Genomic DNA, 20,847 nt, shown 5'->3' on the forward strand with positions numbered 1-20,847 from the left:
ACAAGGTTTTTTTATGCGTAATTTAATCGGCATAGGAAATGTTTCAAGACAAAAGAAATTTACTTCCCGTCTTGTGCCCCAAAAACCTTCTGCAAAATACTCGTCGTTCTCATCGCAGGAGAATTTCGGATTCCGCTTTCTTTATCTGCAACCATTTTGAAAACCCCGTTGATGGTTTCATTCGTCACATATTCGTTAAGATCGGTTGTTACAGCTTGTCCTGTCAATGTATTATATTTTGAAATAATACTTTTCCATAATGTATCGGCGCCTACTTTTCCTAAAGAAGCCTTTACTTTTGGTTGAAAAGCAGTAAACAACTGACTCTGAGTTTTCCCCTGTAAATAACTTGTTGCCGCATTATCAGTTCCTAACAAAATATTTTTAGCATCCGTAATCGTCATGGAAGTAATCGCTTTTGTAAAGATCGGAGCAGCTTCCGTTACGGCATCTTCCGCGGCTCTGTTTAATAATTTAACTCCTTGATCGGCCAAACTTCCTAAACCAACTGAACGTAAAGTAGTGTCGATTTTCTTTAATTTTTCCGGCATTAAGATTTTTACCGCTTCATTTTTCAGGAAACCGTCGGTTACACCCAGTTTTTTCACACCTTCGGTTACACCTAGACTTAATGCTTCTTTTAAACCTGAAGAAATCTGTGTCGAAGTAAGACTTCCAAGATTGATAGGAGAAGTTGTCGTTGATGTTTTTGGAGTGGTGGTAGAAGTTGTTGTATTGGTTGTGGTTTTAGGATTATTAAGGTCGATTCCTGTTTTATCCTTTACCGTAGATTTTATGACATCTAAAATTTGTGCCTGTGTGGAAATTGAAAATAATAATCCACCAACTAATAAAATTGTTTTTCTCATCGTCTATTTTTCTACAAAATTAGATGTTTTGTTGTTGAATAAGTTAAATCATTCAATAAAATTTTCAGAAAATAAGTATATTCGCCTAAATCTTAAACTAATAAAATGAAGCGTTTCTTACTGGTATTTTCGTTATTAATTTCAGCATTTTTTTGCACACAAACCAAGCTGAATTTAATTCCTTATCCGCAAAAAGTTGAATTAAAAATAGGGAATTTTGAGATAAATAAGAATACACTTTTTGTTGGAGACAAAAAATCTAATGAATACAAATATTTTATTGACAATTTTAAGAAAATCTATCCAAATGATTTATCTAAAAACATAAATAAGATAAAACCAAATTTTATTTCTCTACTATTAAATAAAGATTTAAAAATTGATACTAAACGAGAGTTTAATTCCAATTACATTTTAAATATTAGCGATGAAATGATTGTGGTTATTGGAAAAAACTCCGAAGGTCTTTTTCAAGGCATCCAAACTCTTCTACAATTAATAAAAACTTCAAAGGACGGAAAAATTCCCGCTCTCGAAATCCAGGATTCTCCAAAATTCGCTTGGCGAGGAATGCACCTAGATGTTTGTCGTCATTTTTTCACCGTTGATGAAGTAAAACAATATATCGATTATCTTGCAATGTATAAATTGAATACTTTTCATTGGCATTTAACAGACGATCAGGGTTGGAGAATTGAAATTAAAAAATACCCGAAGCTGACAGAAGTTGGTGCAAAACGTAAAGAATCGATGATCGGAGCTTATGTTGACAATATCTTCGACGGAAAACCTTACGGACCCTATTTTTACACACAAGAACAAATAAAAGAAGTTGTAAAATACGCTCAAGATCGCCATATCACGGTAGTTCCGGAAATCGAAATGCCCGGTCACGCATTGGCTGCTTTAACAGCTTATCCAGAATTGGCTTGTACAAAAGGACCTTTCGAACCTGCTACAAAATGGGGCGTTTTCGATGATGTTTTTTGTCCGAAAGATGAAACTTTTACGTTTTTAGAAAATGTTTTAGATGAAGTGATGGCGCTTTTTCCATCGCAATATATTCACATCGGTGGTGATGAATGTCCGAAAACAAGATGGAAGGAATGCGCTCATTGTCAAGAATTAATCAAGAAAAATAATTTGAAAGATGAACATGGATTGCAAAGTTATTTCATCCACCGAATTGAAAAATATGTAAATTCTAAAGGAAGAAAAATCATCGGTTGGGACGAGATTTTAGAAGGCGGATTAGCGCCAAATGCAGCCGTAATGAGCTGGACAGGTGTAAATGGGGGAATTGAAGCCGCAAAATCAAAACATTTTGCCGTAATGACTCCCGGTTCTTATTGCTATTTCGATCATTATCAGGGAGATCCTGCAACTGAACCCAATGCTTTTGGCGGTTTTACGCCTTTGGATAAAGTGTATTCTTACAATCCGATTCCTTCCGAACTGAATGCTGAACAAGCAAAATATATTTTAGGAGTTCAGGCGAATTTATGGACAGAATATATTCTTGATTTTAAACAGGTTCAATACATGATTTTCCCAAGATTATTTGCTCTTTCCGAAGTGGGTTGGGGAACTTCTGATCCTAAAAATTATAAAGAATTTGAAGAAAGAGTCATCAATCAGTTCAAAGTGTTGGATAAAATGAATGTGAATTATGCAAAAAGCATTTACAACGTTTCCGGAAAGGTAATTCCCAATAATAACGGAGTTTCTTACGAGCTTTCAACTTCACAGAATCCAAACGGAATTCGATATACTTTAGACGAAACAGAGCCAAATGCTGATTCTCAAACCTATCAAAATCCGATTCCGGTTTCAAAATCAATGACGATAAAATCAGCTTATTTTGAAAACGGACAATTAAAAAGTGCCGTTTCTTCTCAACAATTTACAACGTCAAAAACTACTGGAAAAACTATTACATTAGAACAGCAACCGAGTGAAAATTATTCTTTTGGCGGAGCTTTCACTTTAGTTGACGGAATTGTTGGGAACGTAAAACAATTGGGCAAAACGTGGCTTGGTTTTCAGGGAAAAGATGTTATCGCAACAATTGATTTTGGAACTAAAACTCAATTTTCAGAAGTCTATTTTAACACGTTGGAAAATAAAGGAAGCTGGATTCACAGGGCAAAATCTGCACAGATTTTTGTTTCTGATGATAACACAGATTTCAAAATGATCAAAGAAATCGGAAAAGATGAAATTCAAAATTCAAATGGGAAAATTAAATTAAATGTAGGAAGTCAAAATTCAAAATATATTAAAATAAAAATAGAAAACGCAGGAATTATTCCGGCTGGAAATCCGGGAGCAGATTCAAAAGCTTGGCTTTTCGTTGATGAAATCGGAGCAAATTAAACAACCTTTATCTACACCATAATTCCTAGAACCTTATACCTAAAAAATATGAACTCAAGAAGAAAATTTCTAAAAAATACAGCATTGGCTTCTTCAGCATTATTGTTGAATCCATTGGATTTAATTGCTAAAGATCTGCCTGAAACCCCCAATAAAATTGTTAATAAACCCATCGTTCTTTCCACCTGGAATTTCGGTTTAAAAGCCAACGAAGAAGCCTGGACGATTTTAGGAAAAGGAGGAAAAGCTTTGGATGCCGTTGAAAAGGGTGTTCGTTTAGTAGAAAATGACCCGACTGAAAGAAGTGTTGGTTACGGTGGTCGTCCCGACAGAGACGGTAGAGTGACGTTGGATGCCTGTATTATGGATGAAAATTATAATATCGGTTCGGTTGCGGCTTTAGAAAATATCAAAAATCCGATTTCTGTTGCGAGAGCGGTAATGGAAAAAACGCCGCACGTTATGTTGGTGGGTGATGGAGCTTTGCAATTTGCCATTTCTCAAGGTTTTAAAAAAGAAAATATCTTAACTGCCGAATCCGAAAAAGAATGGAAAGAGTGGCTGAAAGACAGTAAATATCAACCCATCGTAAACATTGAAAATCACGACACCATCGGAATGATCGCATTGGATGCACAAGGAAATCTTTCCGGAGCTTGTACGACCAGTGGAATGGCTTTCAAAATGCACGGAAGAGTAGGAGATTCACCGATTATTGGAGCGGGTTTATTCGTTGATAATGAGGTAGGTGCAGCCACGGCAACGGGTCACGGTGAAGAAGTAATCAGAACGGTTGGAACTCATCTTGTGGTCGAATTAATGCGACAAGGTAGAAACCCTCAACAGGCTTGTAAAGAAGCAGTTGAAAGAATCGTGCAGATTACCAAGAAAAGAAATAAGAATTTAAAAGACATTCAGGTTGGCTTCATCGCGTTGAATAAAAAGGGAGAATATGGTTCGTATTGTATTCAAGACGGATTTAATTTTGCGGTTTATGATCAAAAAGGAAACCGTTTGGAAACGCCAGAGTTTGCTTTGAAACCTTAATTTCAACATCAATAGGAACGGGCATGTCATCCTGAGCTTATCGAAGGAAGCCCGTTTTCAAAATTTTAAACAATCAATTGGCTTTAGCCAAAACTAAAATTTTAGGTTAAAAATTTTAATTAAAATGTCAAAAATAGAAATAGCCTGCTTCAATCCTGAATCCGCAATCATCGCTTTTGAAAACGGAGCCGACAGAATAGAATTATGCGACGGATTAAGCGAAGGCGGAACAACTCCAGACTTCGAAACAGCAAAACAATTAAGAGAAAAAATAGACATTCCGATTTTTGTGATGATTCGTCCACGAGGTGGTGATTTTACGTATTCTGATGCCGAATTTGAGCAAATGAAATCTGAATTAATTCAATTAAAATCTTTAAATGTTGACGGTTTTGTTTTCGGAATTTTAGATGAAAATGAAGAAGTGAATATTGAACAAAATAAAGCGTTGGTTGAATTGGCAAAGCCTTATCAATGTACTTTTCACCGCGCTTTTGACAGAGCGAAAGATCTGGAAAATTCTTTAGAAAAAGTCATTGAATGTGGTTTTAAAACCATTCTTACTTCAGGTCAGAAACCCAATGTTTCAGAAGGCAAGGAAAACCTTAAAAAACTGGTTGAATTGTCCGACGGAAGAATAGAAATTCTTGTTGGAGGCGGACTTCGATCTACAAATATTCAGGAGCTCAGAGAATTTACAAAAGCTGAATATTTTCATTCTTCTGCGATTACTGATGGCGGTACTTTTGCTATTGCGGATGAGGTTGTTGCTTTGAAGAATAAATGATATTGAAAATTTTAGACGCAAAGTTTTTAATATAAAAACTGCATATTTTTAAGGAGCAAAGAATTGCGACAAAGTCGCTTATTAAGCTTGAATGGAACTTACGCTTAATCAAAATCAATTTATTGATTCCTCTTTGCTCCTTAAAGTATGAGATTAATAGAATCAAACTTTGCGTTAAAAAACAGAAATAAAACACAAACACAAATGACAGAAAACGAATTATCCTATAAAATTATAGGATCAGCCTTAGAAGTTCACAGAAATTTAGGAGTAGGTTTATTAGAAAATGCATATGAACAAGCTTTGGCATATGAGTTGAAAAAATCAGGATTTAATGTAAAACAACAGTTATATCTACCCTTAAAATATAAAGAGGTGAATATTGAAAATGCTTACAAGATTGATTTGCTTGTTGAAAATAAAGTTGTAATTGAAATAAAGTCAACATTGGATGTTCACCCAATTTTTCATTCTCAACTATTGACTTATTTAAAATTGACAAACCTAAAGCTTGGACTTCTCATTAATTTTAATACACCACTTATCAAAGACGGAATTCACAGAATTGTAAATAACTTATAGATGAACAAAATGATCCTTTTTGCTTTCCTTTTCATCCAAACTCTGATTTTTGCACAATTTTCGGAGCGAAATTTATCTTCTGAAAATTGGAAATTCAAAAACTCCAAAGATAAAAATTGGCTCACCGCCACGGTGCCGGGAACTGTTCATTTGGATTTGATGAATAACAAAATTATTCCCGATCCTTACAAAGATGAAAACGAAAAGAAAGTTCAATGGATAGAAAATGAAGATTGGGATTATCAGACTTCATTTACAATTTCAGCGAAGGAATTGGAAAATCAAAATATCGATTTGGTTTTTAATGGATTAGATACGTTTTCGGAAATTTATCTGAATGGAAAACTGTTGAGAAAAACAGATAATATGTTCAGGAAATGGGAAATTCCGGTTAAGCAAAATTTGAAAATTGGAGATAATTTGTTGCAAATTAAATTCAAATCTTCGGTAAATGTCGGAAAAGAATTAGCAAAAAAAGTTCCTTTTACAATGCCTGAATCTCCGAGAAGTTTTGTGAGAAAAGCGCAGTATCAATTCGGATGGGATTGGGGACCGAGACTGGTTACTGCCGGAATTTGGAAAGATGTAAAGCTAAATTTTTGGAATAGTGCGAAAATCCAAAATATTAAAATCGAGCAAAATAGTGTAACAAAACAAAAAGCAGAATTAAATATTCAAACTGAAATTTTTGCTCAAATTGAAGGGAAATATTCTATTTCAATCAACAACAAAAAAGAAAATATTCAATTAAAAAAAGGAAAAAATACAATTCAAATTCCTTTTATAATTAACAATCCAAAACTTTGGCAGCCGAATGGATGGGGCGATCCGAATTTATATGATATTAAAATTTCTCTGCAAAAAGAGTCAAATATTTTAGCTGATAAAATAGAAAGAATTGGTTTAAGAACAATCGAATTAATTCAGGAAAAAGACGCAAAAGGAAAGTCTTTCTACTTTAAAGTCAACGGAAATCCGATGTATGTAAAAGGAACAAACTGGATTCCTTCTGACAGTTTTACACCAAGAATTACGAAAGAAAAATATCAGAAACTCATCAAAGATTCCAAAGAAGCGAACATGAATATGATTCGTGTTTGGGGTGGCGGAATTTACGAAGACGATGAATTCTACAAAACCTGCGATGAAAACGGAATTTTGGTTTGGCAGGATTTTATGTTTGCCGGAAGTTTTTATCCGTCCGATGAGAAGTTTTTAAACAACGTAAAAGAAGAGGTGAAAAATCAGGTCAACCGACTTCAAAATCATCCGTCGATTGCTTTGTGGTGCGGAAATAACGAAATTGATGAAGCGATTGTCAATTGGGGGTATCAGAAGCAATTTAATTATTCAAAAGAAGATTCTCTGCAGGTTTGGAAAGATTATAAGAAGGTTTTTCATGAAGTTATTCCCAACGCAATCGATGAAGTTGCGGCGAAAGATAAATCGACTTACTGGCCGAGTTTCACCGTCAATCGGATGGGGTCACCAAGAAAGTTTAACGGAAGGAGATTCTCATTATTGGGGAGTTTGGTGGGGCGAATTTCCATTTGAAATTTATAACGAAAAAGTAGGAAGATTCATGTCTGAATATGGTTTTCAGGGAATGCCGAGTCTGGAAGCTGTAAAATCTATGTTTTCGGAGAAACCGGATTTAAGTTTAGAAAATCCAGCGATAAAAGCTCACGAAAAAAACGCCCGTGGTTTTCATATTATTGATGGATATATGAATCGCGATTATGCCGTTCCGACCGATTTTGTGAAATACAATTATGTTTCGCAGTTGCTTCAGGCTCGCGGAATACAGATTGCGATTGAAGCGCATCGTCGTGCAAAACCTTACAATATGGGAACGTTGTACTGGCAGTTAAATGATTGTTGGCCGGTTATTTCATGGTCTTCAATTGATTATTTAGGAAACTGGAAAGCGTTGCATTATCAGATTAAAAGAAGCTTTCAAAATCAAGTTATTTTGACAGAAGAAAAAGATGGGATTTTAAATTTTTATGCAATTAATGATGATTTGAAAAAGTTTGATGATGTTTATGTTGAAATGAAAGTTGTGAAATTTAACGGCGAAATACTGAATGAAATTTCAACTGTTCCGGACGGGAAAATTCTAAAAGGAATTGTACAATTTGATCCGATTGAAATTGAAAATTTAATTCAAGATTCAAATAAAAATAAGGTCTTTTTGAAATTAAGTTTAAAAGATAGGAATGAGAAAATCATCGCAGAAAGTATTTATTTCTTCACAAAACCAAAAGATTTAAAACTCACAAAACCCAATCTCAAAATTAAGAAAATCTCTTCTACAGAAATCGAAATTTCAACCGATGTCTTGGCAAAAGATGTTTATTTAATGGGAAATACGCATTTCAGTGATAACTTTTTTGATTTGCTTCCAAAAAATTCAAAAAGAATCACACTTTCAAAACCTTTGGAAAAGGTTGAGACGATGAGTTTGTGGGATACGATGAATTAGCACATTAAACCTTGAAGGTTTTTCTAAAAAAAGAACCTTAAATTTGCAAAATACTTTTCAAGAATTATGGTAAATTTTGTTCTGATCGCAGTGTGTATTATCGCAGGAATGGTTTTCAAGGCAACAAAATCGATCCATCCCGATGCGCACAAAGGCATCAATACCTGGATTCTTTATTTGGCACTTCCGGCGGTTTCGTTCAAATATCTACCGAAAGTTCATTGGACGACAGAAATGCTTTTCCCGATTGTCGCTACTTTTTTGACGTCGGTTTTCTGCTTTTTCTTCATGATGTTTTACAGCAAAAGCAAAGGATATTCAAGGCGTTCGAGAAGTACATTGGAGTTGGTAAGTGGTTACAGCAACACTTCATTCATCGGGTTTCCGCTGATTTTGGCTTTTTATGGTGAAAGTCTTTTAAGTATCGCCATCATTTGTGATCAAACAATGTTTTTCTCCCTTTCAACATTAGGAATTATCGCCGCTTTAAAAGGCGGAAGTAAATCAGGAAAAATAAGTGCAACATTTATTTTAAAAAGACTCATCACTTTTCCGCCGCTTGTTGGGTGTATCGCCGCTTTGGTTTTATCTCAATTTATAGACTTCACTTTAGCAGAACCATTTTTCGATAAACTCGCTGCAACAGTAAGTCCATTGGCTTTATTTTCAGTCGGATTGCAACTGAAATTCAATGGCTGGAAAAAACTCATTCCTCAAATGTCCGTTTCGATGTTGTATAAACTGATTCTCGCTCCCGCAATAACATTAGGACTTGCATTTTTATTAGGAATAAAAGGAAACATCGCCAAAATTACCATTTTCGAATCTGCAATGCCGACAGTTTCTTACTTCAAGCATCATAGCCGAACAATTTCGATTAAACACAAAACTCACGAATTTAACCATCGGATTCAGCATCATCATTGGACTTTTTACTTCCGCATTTTGGTATCAAATTATTGAATTTATATTTTAATTTAACTCAAAATCATAAAGAATAATAGAATCTATATTGTCCTGCCATTGCTCTACATGCGAAGAATTACTTGCAGATGGCAAAATGGAAGTTGGATGATATTGAGTGTCTCCTTTTAATCTTATTTTGGCTTTAAATTTCATGTTCTTTCCTGTTTTTTGAATTGTAAGTAAGGCATAAACAGAAGAAGTCATCATTTTAGCTTCAGAAAATGTAAATTCAATACTGTTATCTTTAATATCGTCTTTTTTGAAATTTTTCATCATATCAAAAAGATCTATTTTTTCTGTTATATTTTCTTCTTTGACTATTTCAAAGTTGATGATTTTATCATTTTTGAATTGTGGTTTAAGTAAGATTTTTTCACCAATAGGAATCGTAATTTCTCCCTTGTTTAAAGAGATTTTTTCCTGAGCTTGAACAATAATGATAAGAAATAAAGATAATAATGCAAAGATTTTTTTCATGGTTAGTTGTATTAAATTGAAAAATCAAGTTGACATAAGAACGATAAAAATAGAAAATATTGCAGTTCTCTAAAGAAAAATCTAATTTTACACTTTAAATATTTCCTTTGCAGTACGCTCAAATAGTTTTACCGTTAAATTTAAAAGGTTCTTTCACCTACAAAGTTCCTGACGAAATTATGTCCGAAATTCAGGTCGGAATGAGGGTTTTGGTTCCGTTTGGGGGTAAGAAAATTTATACGGGAATTGTTTTTGAACTTCATAACAATGAGCCGATAGAGTTTGTAGCGAAAGAAGTGATCAGTATGTTGGATGATAAACCGATCGTTCCGCAAGAGCAGATTAACTTTTGGAACTGGCTTTCAGATTACTATTTATGTGGTTTGGGTGAGATTTATCGTTTTGCATTTCCTTCTTCCTTGAAACTGGAAAGTGAAACGTATTTAAAATTAAAGCCAAATATCACGGTTGATTTTGAAAATCTGGATGTCAACGAAATGTATCTTATTCAGGCATTGGAAGTTCGACAGTTGATTAATCTAACTGATATCGAAGCTTTCGTTCCGAAAAAAGATATCATTAAGACCATCAACTCATTAATTGATTTGCAATACATCGAAATTGATGAGAAAATTGCAGAAAAATATAAAGCAAAAGAAGTTGCTTACGTAAAAATTAATGATGAGGTTTTAAAAACTCAGAATCTTACGGAAATCCTTTTAACATTAAAAAGAGCTCAGAAACAGAAAGACCTTTTCCTTCATATTTTAGAGAAACAGACCGAAAATCCTGATTTACACATCAAAAAATCAGAACTTTTTGAAGACGGATATTTTGGGAGTTCGCATTTTAAATCTTTGGCAGATAAAAATCTTGTTGAAGAATATTATATGCAGAAAGACAGGATCGAAAGCTATGAAGGGGAAATTGAAGAAATTGAAGAACTTTCTGAAGCTCAAAAAGCGGCGAAAACCGAAGTGGATGAAGCTTTTGAAGAAGGAAAAAATGTGTTGCTTCACGGTGTAACTTCATCAGGAAAAACGCATATTTATTTAGAAAAGATAGAAGAATGCATTCAAGAAGGGAAAAATGTTTTGTTTTTGCTTCCTGAAATTTCTTTAACGAAGCAGATTACCCAAAGATTAGAAAAAAAATACGGCAGACAAATTGGCTTTTATCACCAGAAACTCACGGATTTTGAACGTGTAGAAGTCTGGAGAAGAATCAAGCAAAATGATATTAAAATCCTTATCGGAACGCGGAATGCTTTGTTTCTGCCTTACCAGAATTTAGGATTGATTATTGTGGATGAAGAGCATGATTCTGCCTATAAACCAAGGGAGGTTTCGCCTTATTTCAATGCAAAAGATGCTGCGTTGGTTTTTGGGAATTTTTACAAAGCGAATGTTATTTTAGGTTCTGCAACACCTTCAGTGGAAAGCTATTACAATGCCCGAAAAGAAAAAATGAAATATGTTTTTCTCGAAGAACGTTTCGGAAATGTGAATCTTCCTGAATATGAACTGATTAATTTTAAAGAAGCTCAGGATTCTAAAAAAGTATCCGGGAATTTCTCTTTGCATTTAATTGATGAAATTAAGAAGACGTTAGACGAAAAAAATCAAGCTATTGTTCTTCACAACCGCCGTGGTTACGCCAATGTGGTGGAATGTGAAACGTGTGGTTATGTAAATTACTGTTCCAATTGTGACGTGGTGATGACCTATCACAAAGCCGCGAATGAAATGAAGTGCCATTATTGTGGTCAAAGAGCTTCAAAACCGAAAACCTGTCCGAAATGTTATTCTGAAAAACTGAATGAAAGAGGAGTAGGAGTAGAGCAGATTCATGAAGAAGTTGTGAAATTATTTCCTGATAATGAAGTAGATAGAATGGATGTAGATTCTATGCGAAAGAAATTTGCCTACGAAAAATTATACGAAAAAATTGAAGATCGGGAAACAGATATTGTGGTCGGAACTCAGATGATTTCCAAAGGCTTGGATTTTGATCATATCGAACTGGTGGCGATTCCAAAAGCGGATTCTATGCTGTATGTTCAGGATTTCAGGGCAGAAGAAAGAGCGTATCAATTGATTACGCAGGTTTCCGGAAGAGCAGGAAGAGTTTCGGGAAAAGGGAAAATTTTAATTCAAACTTTTAATCCGGATCATTCTGTTTTTCAGTTGATTAAAATGAATAATCCTGCAAAGGTTTACAAATATATTTTAACGGAGCGTCAGAAATTCCATTATCCGCCTTTCACAAAACTGATTATGATTGAGCTGAAACACATAAAAGAGGACAAAGTGAATCGCGCGTCTCAGTTTCTAGGTTCAATTTTAAGAAAATATCTTCCTGATGATTGTGTTTTGGGACCTGAAAAAGCTCAGATTGCGAGACTTAATAATTTATATCAATTTCAGATTATGCTGAAGCTTCCGAGAGGCAAAAAGTATGAAGAATATAAGAGGCTGGTTTTAATAAGTCTAAAAGAATTCGAAGAAATTACTGCTTACCAAAGCATTAAAAAAGAGGTTTTCGTAGATTTTTAACAATTTTTAACAAACTTTATAGAGTTTTTATAACAGTCTACCGAACTACTATACAACAATATTTTCTACATTTGGTCGTTGATTATATGTTTGGATATTTAACTTTCAATTTAACCAATTGATTTTTAAGGCATCCAAATTGTAACAAAAACAAAAATAGATGGTAAATTTCAGAAGATATATTTCAAGCGTTGCGGTACTGGCTTCAGGTTTTTTCCTTGCACAGTCTCCCGTTTCTACCGTTCTATATTCTCCGGCTTATGACAATCAAAAAAATAGTTTAAACCTGCCTTCTCCTATCACGTCGATGGTAGAGAAAGCTATTTTGTCGCCTAAAGAGCTTGTAGACATTAATGTAAACACGATGATGACCGACCCGGTTCTGAAAAATGCAACCTGGGGATTTGTAGTGTACGACCCGAAAACGAAGAAGGTAATCTCTTCGTATAATGAAAATACTCCATTGGTTCCGGCTTCTACCACGAAGTTATTAACCACAGAAACAGCAATGAATCTGTTAGGTGAAAACTATCGTTGGAACACCCAGCTGGAATACTCCGGAAGTGTTGATGAAAATGGAATTTTAAACGGAAATCTTTATATTGTAGGAAGCGGTGACCCGTCTTTGGGCACAAACAAAGCAGGAGCTTGGTCTTACAGAGATATCGTTTCAGATTTCAAAGAAGGACTTTCTCGTGAGGGAATCAAAAAAGTAAATGGTGATATTATTATTCAGACAGCGCTTTTCAAAGGTAACATTTCGAAGCTTCCGGAAAATGTTGTTTGGTTAGAGAACAATAACTACTACTTGCCGGCTGGATCTACGTATGAGATTAATCCTGCAAATGAAAAACTTATTGTAAAGAAAGGAAACGGTTTATCCGTAGACAAAAAATTCTTTTATGTTTCTCCGTATAACAAACAAATGGTTTATGCCGACAAATATGAAGGTGATGGCGTTTTAACAACAAAATTACCCGATGCTCCGGCTTACCTTGCCAATTCTTTCAGAACGACTTTGGTAAAAAGCGGAATTGCCGTAACCGGAAAAGTAATCCCTAAAATGACGGATGCAACTCCTGAAAGCAGAAAATTGGTTTCAGCGTACAAATCTCCTACGTTGGGTGATATTATTTTTTATACCAATCAACACAGTGACAACGGTTTGGCAGAAGCTTTATTGAAAACGGTTGGTTTCCAGAATTTGGGTGATCAGACAACGGAATCAGGAAGGAAAGTGGTTACGGAACATTTGAAAAACGAAGGTTTCGATATGATTGGTTTAAATTATATGGACGGAAGCGGGCTTTCAAGAAGCAATAACGTAACTCCGATTGCTCAGGCTAAGTTTTTAACTTCTTTAATGGACGAAAAATATTACAAAACTTATTTGACTTCATTACCGGTTGGCGGACAATCCGGAACATTGAAAAGAATGTTTAACGGTCTTGGAAACGGACAGGTTTTTGCGAAAACAGGAACTTTAAATAAAGTGAAAACATTGGCAGGATATATGAAAACCAACTCAGGAAAGACTTTAGTTTTTTCTTTAATGGTTAACAATTATTCGGGATCTGTAGATATGGTGAAGAAAAGAATGGAGAAAATCCTGGAGCCTGCATTAGATTTATAGAATTATTAAAATTTAATTAAGATAAAAGCCTTTTAATCAATGATTAGAAGGTTTTTTTATATCTTTGATATAATTTAAATTAAGTATGAAAAAAATTTACTTTTTACTTTTGAGCGTTTTTGTTTTTCAGCAAATGTATGCTCAGAATGATAATATTGAAAGAAAAGGTTTGATTGATAAGGAAATGAAATCTTTTGCCAATAAAATGGCAGTAGGAAACAACAATCCGAATACGTTGAACTACGATCTTCAGTATCAGAGAATGAATGCGACGATAGATCCTGCGGTGAGAAGTATTTCTGGGTCTGTTACATCTCATTTCAAGCCTAATCAAAGTATGAGCAGTATTTATTTTGATCTGGATAATCAGATGACGGTTTCACAGGTTCAGTATCATGGGAATACACTCGTTTTTCAACAGCTTGCGGCGACGAAAGAACTTAAAATTAATTTTCAGTCTGCACTTCCTGCCAATGTTTTGGATTCTTTGACGGTGACGTATTCTGGAGTTCCACCAACGGCAAACAATTCTTTTTTTAATGGAACACAAGGCGGAACAGCTGTTTTATCTACTTTAAATGAACCTTACGGAGCACAAGACTGGTTTCCGACAAAGCAAAGTTTAAATGATAAAATTGAAAGGTTTGATATGAAAATTACCACGCCTTCTCAATACAGCGTTGCTTCAAACGGGAAATTTATGTCTGAAACCACTCTTCCGGGCAGCCAAAAGCTGACTTTCTGGAGAACTCAATATCCTACTGCAGCTTATCTTATTGCACTTTCTGTTACTAACTATGTTAAGCTTACCGATACAATGGGGAATCCTCCTTTTCCTTTTATCAATTATGTTTTCCCTGCAACGTCTACCAATACAACAAGTATGAGTAATATCGACTGGACAAAAACAGTCATGAATACTTTTGAAACCTATTTCGGATCTTATCCTTTCAGAAATGAAAAATACGGACATATGGAGTTTCAGGCAGGTGGCGGAATGGAGCATCAGACGATGTCTTCATTGGGATCTTGGGGTAGAGGATTGATTGCGCATGAGCTTGCTCACCAATGGTTTGGTGATAAAGTAACTTGTGGAGCTTGGAATGATATCTGGTTGAATGAAGGTTTTGCAACTTTCGGGGAACATCTGGCTAATGAAAAATTGCTGATGACCAATACCGAGTTTTTAAATTATCTTTTGACTCAAAAAAATTATGTTACAGGCGCTCCGGAGGGAAGTGTTTATGTTGCAGACGCTAATTTAACGAATGTTGGAACTATTTTTAGTGGAAGATTAACGTATTCTAAAGGTGGATATGTTTTAAGAATGCTGAAATGGATTTTAGGAGATACCGTTTTTTATCAAGCACTTAAGGATTATCATGCAAGACCGGCTCTGGCTTATAATTATGTAAGAACTCAGGATTTTAATGCGTCTTTATTAACGTCCACAGGAACAGATTTTACTGGTTTTTTCAATGACTGGATTTATGGAGAAGGATATCCTATTTACGACATCAGATGGAAGCAAGTCGGGAATACAGTTACTTTTAAAGCGGCGCAAACACAAAGTCATCCATCTGTAAGCTTTTACGAAATGCCTTTGCCGATTAAAGTAAACGGAACAGCAGGGCAGGTTGCTTATTTTGCTTTGAATAATACCACGAACAATCAGTATTTTGTACAAACGGTAGCTTTTCCGGTGGCAAGTGTAGAATTTAATTATGAGTATCAGATTTTAGAAAGAAATTCAACCGTTGCTCAGGATAATACATTGAGCACTTCAGAATTTAATAAGGATGAATTTGCTCTGTATCCTAATCCTGCAAAGAGCGAGATCAATATTAAAGGAATCGATAAATCGACAGATTTTACCATTTATTTCACAGATGGAAAATTGGTAAGAAAAGGAATTTATCAGCCTGAAAAATCAATTAATATTTCAGAGCTCGTTCCGGGAACTTATATATTTAAGATAAAAGATAAAAATGTAAAGTTTTTAAAGAAATAAAATGAAACCTTCAGAAATGAAGGTTTTTTCTTTTTTATGCCCCGAAAATCGTTATTATGTTAAATAGCTATAGAAATAATTCTATTTTTCATTATTTTTTGTTAATAAAAGTTAAATCGTATTATTTTTTTTGTAACTTGTTGATTGATTAATGATTAAAAAATAGTACCATGAAAAAACTTTTATTTTCTTTAGCGACTTTTATGTCTATTGGTGTACTTTCAGTGAGTGCACAAACTACAAAAATTTCTTTTGAAACTTCAGAAGGTTACACATTAGGAAGTTTGGGAGGTCAGCAAGGCTGGACAGCTTGGGGAGGAATTCCTTCTACAAATCCCACGGTTGCAAATGCCAATGCGACAGATGGTGTAAATTCATTTACAATGTTAAGTGAAGGAGATGTTTTCGATTTTTGTGGAGTCGAAAAAAACATTTCAAGTCTGGTTACCAGTAATGATGTGGAAATTTCGTTTGATTATAGATTTGATGATGTCGACGGTTCAGATTATGAAATTGCGGTTTATAATGATGGAGTAGATTATTATTATACAGCAGCTCTAAGAGTAGATTATGCGACGGGAACATTGGAGTACAGAACGGGAACAGCATTTGCTAATGGTCCTGTTTTAAATCCGAACCAATGGTATAATATAAAAATTGGTATCAAAAAATCCACAAATACATTACAATATTTCTTAAATGGAACTCAAATTTACACAGGAAATTTAGGGACGTATAAAAATGCACAAATTATTGACTTTTTATACGATGATTACGGAACCGGTTTTAAGGTTGATAATGTTCAGGTGACAAATCTTACTGTGTTGGCAACAGATGAGGTTTCCAAAAATGAAACGGTCACTATCTCTCCAAATCCTACAACCGACAAATTGAATATTGCAACAGAAGGAAAGATAAGTTCAATTTCTATTTTTGATGTCAAAGGAAGTTTGATAAGAACTCTTTCAAATCCGGATAAAACAATTAATGTTTCAGATTTGAATACAGGAAATTATTTGATAAAAGTAAAAACAGATAGATCTGAGTTTACAAAGAAATTCATTAAAAAATAATTTCTTCCGATAAATTTTTAAAACCTTCAGAATTTCTGAAGGTTTTTCGTTTAAATAAAGGTTAATTAAAGATAGGATAATAAAAATACATAGATCGTTCTGCTGAAATGATTAAATAAACTAATTCCATAATAAGTCAATTTTAAGATTAATATTTATATTTAAATCTGAAAGTTTTTTTGTCTTTTAATGGCTCTGTTGGCTTTTCGTTTTGCCTTCCTCACTTTGAAATTGAACCATTTTTCTTTGAATACATTTCGCATCAGATTATCAAAATGTCTTATCAATACAAGATTTTTAAAGCCTCGCCATTTTTCTAATGCACTTGAAGGCAAAGCTCTTATGGATACAGAATAGCCTTCCGTTTCATATTGAATATAATGCCACCATCCGGAAGGAATATAAAGCGTTTCACCCGGTTTTATAACAGCTTCATAACCGTTTAAATATTTCAAGCCGGGAAATTCCTCATAATCCGGTTTCTTTGATGTTGGTAATGCTGTGAAAATTGTAAGGAAGCTTATACATTAAATCAGATTGTTCCCAGGGAAAAAGCCAAATTCTCTTAATCCCTTGAAATTGATTGATAAAAACGTGAGACATATCGATATCAACATGATTTCTTGTAATTGAACCTTCACCACCGAAAAACATAAAAGGAAGCCACTTTATAATTTTCCCTTTCGTAACGTCGTTGTAATGAATATCGTTTTTAAGTTCGGGCTTGATGCTTAATAAATTAAATAAGAAAAGACGATGCTCGGTAGGAGAGGAAATGATGAGGTCAAGATATTTCGAGAAAGTGCTTTGTCCGATCGGTTTGCTGGCAACTCTGTCCAGAGATTCGATCTCGCTTCCGTAGATATTCACTTTATGTTCTCCGGCGATTTCTTTAAAATAATCATAACTCCATTTTTTGAAAGCAGGACTTTCAGGATCTACAAAATCTTTTAAAATAACGGGTTTTGCGGGTTTCAGATAAGTATTGAGAAAGTCTTCTGACGATATATTTTTAATTTTTTGTACTGGCGATAATCTCATTTTTCTGATTTTAAAGGAACAAATATAATAATTAGTCTACTTAATTTATAGACTATTGATGAAAAATATTAAAATTTTATTTAAAGATTTAGAATAAAAGTGATAAAAGAGCATACTTTACCGTGATTTTACTAAATTAGCGCATCAAAAATTTTATCTAAAATGATCTCTAAAAAGTATCTTGAAAATTTACAGAACGAACTACAAAATATTGATAACGACGGGCTTTACAAAAGAGAAAGGATTATCACTTCTCAGCAAAGTGCGGAAATCGAAGCCAACGGAAAAAAGCTGTTGAACTTCTGTGCCAACAATTATTTGGGATTATCGAACAATCCGGAGGTGATGAAAGCGTCTCAGGACATGATTGAATCTCACGGCTACGGAATGTCTTCTGTACGTTTTATCTGCGGAACTCAGGATATTCACAAAGAATTGGAACAAAAAATCGCTGACTTTTTAGGTCTTGAAGACACCATTCTTTACGCAGCTTGTTTTGATGCAAACGGAGGTGTTTTTGAACCTTTGTTTACGGAAGAAGATGCTATTATTTCTGATGAATTGAATCACGCTTCAATTATCGACGGAGTTCGTCTTTGTAAGGCGGCAAGATACCGTTACAAAAACAATAATATGGCAGATTTGGAAGCTCAGTTAATCGCTGCTTCTGAAAAAAATCACCGTTTCAAAATTATCGTTACAGATGGAGTTTTCTCAATGGACGGAATCGTTGCAGACTTAAAAGGAGTTTGTGATTTAGCCGATAAATATGATGCTTTGGTAATGGTTGACGATTCTCACGCAACTGGTTTCATCGGAAAAACAGGTCGTGGAACTCACGAAGCAAATGAAGTGATGGGTAGAGTAGACATCATTACTTCTACGCTAGGAAAGGCTCTTGGTGGTGCTTTGGGAGGATTTACTTCTGGTAAAAAAGAGATCATCGATATGTTGAGACAGCGTTCTCGTCCTTATTTATTCTCAAACTCATTGGCTCCCGGAATCGTAGGTGCAGCTTTGAAAGTGTTGGATATGATTTCAGACGATACTTCTCTTCGTGATAAAGTAATGGAAAATGCAGAATATTTCAGAGCAGAAATGAAATCTAAAGGTTTCGATATTCCTGATGGAGACGCTGCAATCGTTCCTGTAATGCTTTACGACGCACCTTTAGCTCAAAAAATGGCTGAAAAGCTGATGGATGAAGGAATTTACGTTATCGGATTCTTCTATCCTGTTGTACCAAAAGGAAAAGCGAGAATCAGAGTTCAGCTTTCTGCGGCGCATACAAGAGCACATTTGGACAAGGCAATTGCCGGTTTCGAAAAAGTAGGAAAAGAATTAGGAGTAATTTCTTAATTATAAAAATTTAAAAATCAGGTTTATGAAAAAAATATTGCTGATCATTGGTTTTGTTTGTTTTCAAAGTTTTTTTGCACAAAATATTATGGATTTCGATCTTAAAAATGTTGAGCTGCAAGGAATGCAACCTGTAAAAGTAAATCAGGAAATGAAATCAGTCGGGATTTCCAAGATACCTTTTGTAACGGATAATCCCGATGTTATTTCCAAAATTGCAGATCCGGATATCGCTCCTAAGATTAAGAAAATCTATGGTTTTACTTATGATAATCCCAAAGATGAATTGCATGACGGAGGTGTTTTTGTTTATCAATTTACTACTAAAAAAGATTTGGATAATTATGTTGCTAAGAATTTCGAGCAGTCTAATTATAGGGTCTTGGTGAAAGATCTATTCTATATCCGCATTTGGAGTGATTACGGCTATCAAATAAAAGGTAAAGAAACAAGCGAAGATCATTTAAATAAACTGGAGAAATATTATACCAAATTAGGAGCAAAGAGAATTCAATTAAAACCTGATGAATCTATTATTAGCACTGTCCAGTAATTTATAATGAAAAATAAATTCACGTTTTTGATCTGTACTCTTCTTTTGGTTTCATGTAAAACTAAAATGAATCAGTACGTAAAAAATCAGGATGACGTGAGTAAAAGAGATGGTAAATGGAAAGAAGAGTATTCTTCGGATGAAGGAACTCTGATTGCTGTCGGGAGATATAAAAAGGGAGAGAAAATAAGGGTTTGGAAAACTTTTTTGAAGGATAAAATGTATCAGAAAGATAAAATTCGAAAAAATATTACTAAAACCAAAAAATATTTTCCCAACGGAAAGATCATGGAAAAAGGTCAAAGTAAACTTGAAATTTCAAAGAATGAACGTCATTGGTTTTATTTCGGAGACTGGAAATTTTACAATAATAAAGGAGAAATTCTATATACTAAGAAATATCTTAACGGAACCAAAATCGACAGTATCTCTTTTAATAATTAATTAATACATGCTTTACACCATAATAAAAGCTTTACATATTATCTTCATGGTAAGCTATTTTGCGGGGATTTTTTATCTCGTGAGAATTTTTGTTTACTATAAAGATACCGACGAATTTCCGGAAGAGAAAAAGAAAATCCTTAGAGAACAATACACTTTCATGGCTCGCCGACTTTGGAATATCATCACGGTTCCGGCGGGAATTATCATGACCGTTTGCGGATTGACAATGATTTTTCTGAATTTCGGATTAATGAAAACACCTTGGTTTCATTTGAAACTCACGTTCCTTATAGGTCTCGCGATCTACCATTACTGGTGCTGGAAAAAAGTCTTACAACTAAAAGAACTCAACGGAAATACCCTCGAAACTGCCAATATAAAACTAAGACAGGCGAATGAAATTGCAACCTTCATTTTGTTTCTGGTTGTCTTTACAGTGATCTTAAAATCTCAGGTTATTGACTATTGGTGGCAATTAATTACAGGATTTTTCGTTTTGGTATTTTTAATTATGATGACCGTTAAACTGGTTAATAAAAACAAGAAAAAGTAATGATTTGGTTGATGGTTTTTGGTTTATAGTTGA

General features: G+C 34.3%; 19 protein-coding genes. 15 read left to right on the top strand and 4 right to left on the bottom strand.

Going from position 1 to position 20,847, the window contains the following annotated elements:
* Nucleotides 1-59 precede the first annotated feature (59 nt).
* Nucleotides 60-869 (bottom strand): DUF4197 domain-containing protein, encoded by an 810-nt coding sequence (locus J3D55_RS08930; protein ID WP_259130476.1) that lies wholly within the window; start codon nt 867-869, stop codon nt 60-62.
* Nucleotides 870-974: 105 nt separating this feature from the next.
* On the opposite strand from J3D55_RS08930, the gene J3D55_RS08935 reads away from it, so the two are divergent.
* The 7 genes from J3D55_RS08935 to J3D55_RS08960 all read left to right on the top strand — a co-directional run bounded on the left by J3D55_RS08935 (nt 975) and on the right by J3D55_RS08960 (nt 9,109).
* Nucleotides 975-3,245, top strand: coding sequence for a glycoside hydrolase family 20 protein (locus J3D55_RS08935; protein ID WP_259130478.1), 2,271 nt, complete (start codon nt 975-977; stop codon nt 3,243-3,245).
* Nucleotides 3,246-3,293: 48 nt separating this feature from the next.
* On the top strand, nt 3,294-4,292 hold the full coding sequence (locus J3D55_RS08940; RefSeq protein ID WP_259130479.1) for an isoaspartyl peptidase/L-asparaginase family protein: 999 nt from the start codon (nt 3,294-3,296) through the stop codon (nt 4,290-4,292).
* Between the two features lie 124 nt (nt 4,293-4,416).
* Nucleotides 4,417-5,079 (top strand): copper homeostasis protein CutC, encoded by a 663-nt coding sequence (locus tag J3D55_RS08945; protein ID WP_259130480.1) that lies wholly within the window; start codon nt 4,417-4,419, stop codon nt 5,077-5,079.
* 204 nt (nt 5,080-5,283) lie between these two features.
* Nucleotides 5,284-5,661 carry a GxxExxY protein gene (locus tag J3D55_RS08950; RefSeq protein ID WP_259130481.1) on the top strand — a complete coding sequence of 126 codons (378 nt, stop codon included), beginning with the start codon at nt 5,284-5,286 and terminating at the stop codon, nt 5,659-5,661.
* A complete protein-coding gene (locus tag J3D55_RS22305; protein WP_310466876.1) occupies nt 5,662-7,215 on the top strand; it encodes a glycoside hydrolase family 2 protein in 1,554 nt (517 codons plus the stop codon). It abuts the gene before it with no gap.
* 28 nt (nt 7,216-7,243) lie between these two features.
* Nucleotides 7,244-8,146: a glycoside hydrolase family 2 protein gene (locus tag J3D55_RS22310; protein WP_310466877.1), complete on the top strand. Its 903-nt coding sequence runs from the start codon at nt 7,244-7,246 to the stop codon at nt 8,144-8,146.
* A gap of 66 nt (nt 8,147-8,212) precedes the next feature.
* Nucleotides 8,213-9,109, top strand: coding sequence for an AEC family transporter (locus J3D55_RS08960; protein ID WP_259130482.1), 897 nt, complete (start codon nt 8,213-8,215; stop codon nt 9,107-9,109).
* Between the two features lie 9 nt (nt 9,110-9,118).
* On the opposite strand, the gene J3D55_RS08965 is transcribed toward J3D55_RS08960, so the two are convergent.
* The gene (locus J3D55_RS08965; RefSeq protein WP_259130483.1) at nt 9,119-9,589 is read right to left on the bottom strand and encodes a hypothetical protein; all 471 of its coding nucleotides are present in this window, start codon (nt 9,587-9,589) and stop codon (nt 9,119-9,121) included.
* 107 nt (nt 9,590-9,696) lie between these two features.
* Here J3D55_RS08965 and priA point away from each other — a divergent pair, with 107 nt between their 5' ends.
* From priA to J3D55_RS08985, 4 genes are all read left to right on the top strand, one after another.
* Nucleotides 9,697-12,144 carry a replication restart helicase PriA gene (gene priA / locus J3D55_RS08970; protein WP_259130484.1) on the top strand — a complete coding sequence of 816 codons (2,448 nt, stop codon included), beginning with the start codon at nt 9,697-9,699 and terminating at the stop codon, nt 12,142-12,144.
* 160 nt (nt 12,145-12,304) lie between these two features.
* Entirely contained in the window at nt 12,305-13,777 is a 1,473-nt protein-coding gene (gene dacB, locus J3D55_RS08975) for a D-alanyl-D-alanine carboxypeptidase/D-alanyl-D-alanine endopeptidase (protein WP_259130485.1), read from the top strand.
* 85 nt (nt 13,778-13,862) lie between these two features.
* A complete protein-coding gene (locus J3D55_RS08980) occupies nt 13,863-15,788 on the top strand; it encodes a M1 family metallopeptidase (RefSeq protein ID WP_259130486.1) in 1,926 nt (641 codons plus the stop codon).
* 170 nt (nt 15,789-15,958) lie between these two features.
* Nucleotides 15,959-16,861 (top strand): T9SS type A sorting domain-containing protein, encoded by a 903-nt coding sequence (locus J3D55_RS08985; RefSeq protein WP_259130487.1) that lies wholly within the window; start codon nt 15,959-15,961, stop codon nt 16,859-16,861.
* 161 nt (nt 16,862-17,022) lie between these two features.
* Here J3D55_RS08985 and J3D55_RS08990 read toward each other — a convergent pair whose 3' ends face one another.
* On the bottom strand, nt 17,023-17,316 hold the full coding sequence (locus J3D55_RS08990) for a cupin-like domain-containing protein (RefSeq protein ID WP_259130489.1): 294 nt from the start codon (nt 17,314-17,316) through the stop codon (nt 17,023-17,025).
* Nucleotides 17,317-17,329: 13 nt separating this feature from the next.
* Nucleotides 17,330-17,902, bottom strand: coding sequence for a cupin-like domain-containing protein (locus J3D55_RS08995; protein WP_259130490.1), 573 nt, complete (start codon nt 17,900-17,902; stop codon nt 17,330-17,332).
* A 162-nt stretch (nt 17,903-18,064) separates the two neighbouring features.
* On the opposite strand from J3D55_RS08995, the gene kbl reads away from it, so the two are divergent.
* The 4 genes from kbl (at nt 18,065) to J3D55_RS09015 (ending at nt 20,814) form a co-directional block, all read left to right on the top strand.
* Nucleotides 18,065-19,261, top strand: a complete 1,197-nt coding sequence (gene kbl, locus J3D55_RS09000) for a glycine C-acetyltransferase (RefSeq protein WP_259130492.1) — start codon at nt 18,065-18,067, stop codon at nt 19,259-19,261.
* A 25-nt stretch (nt 19,262-19,286) separates the two neighbouring features.
* Nucleotides 19,287-19,814: a hypothetical protein gene (locus tag J3D55_RS09005; RefSeq protein ID WP_259130493.1), complete on the top strand. Its 528-nt coding sequence runs from the start codon at nt 19,287-19,289 to the stop codon at nt 19,812-19,814.
* Nucleotides 19,815-19,880: 66 nt separating this feature from the next.
* A complete protein-coding gene (locus J3D55_RS09010; RefSeq protein ID WP_259130494.1) occupies nt 19,881-20,258 on the top strand; it encodes a hypothetical protein in 378 nt (125 codons plus the stop codon).
* 7 nt (nt 20,259-20,265) lie between these two features.
* On the top strand, nt 20,266-20,814 hold the full coding sequence (locus tag J3D55_RS09015; protein WP_259130495.1) for a CopD family protein: 549 nt from the start codon (nt 20,266-20,268) through the stop codon (nt 20,812-20,814).
* Nucleotides 20,815-20,847: the final 33 nt, after the last annotated feature.

Source organism: Chryseobacterium ginsenosidimutans (genome assembly GCF_024807225.1).
GTDB lineage: Bacteria > Bacteroidota > Bacteroidia > Flavobacteriales > Weeksellaceae > Chryseobacterium > Chryseobacterium ginsenosidimutans.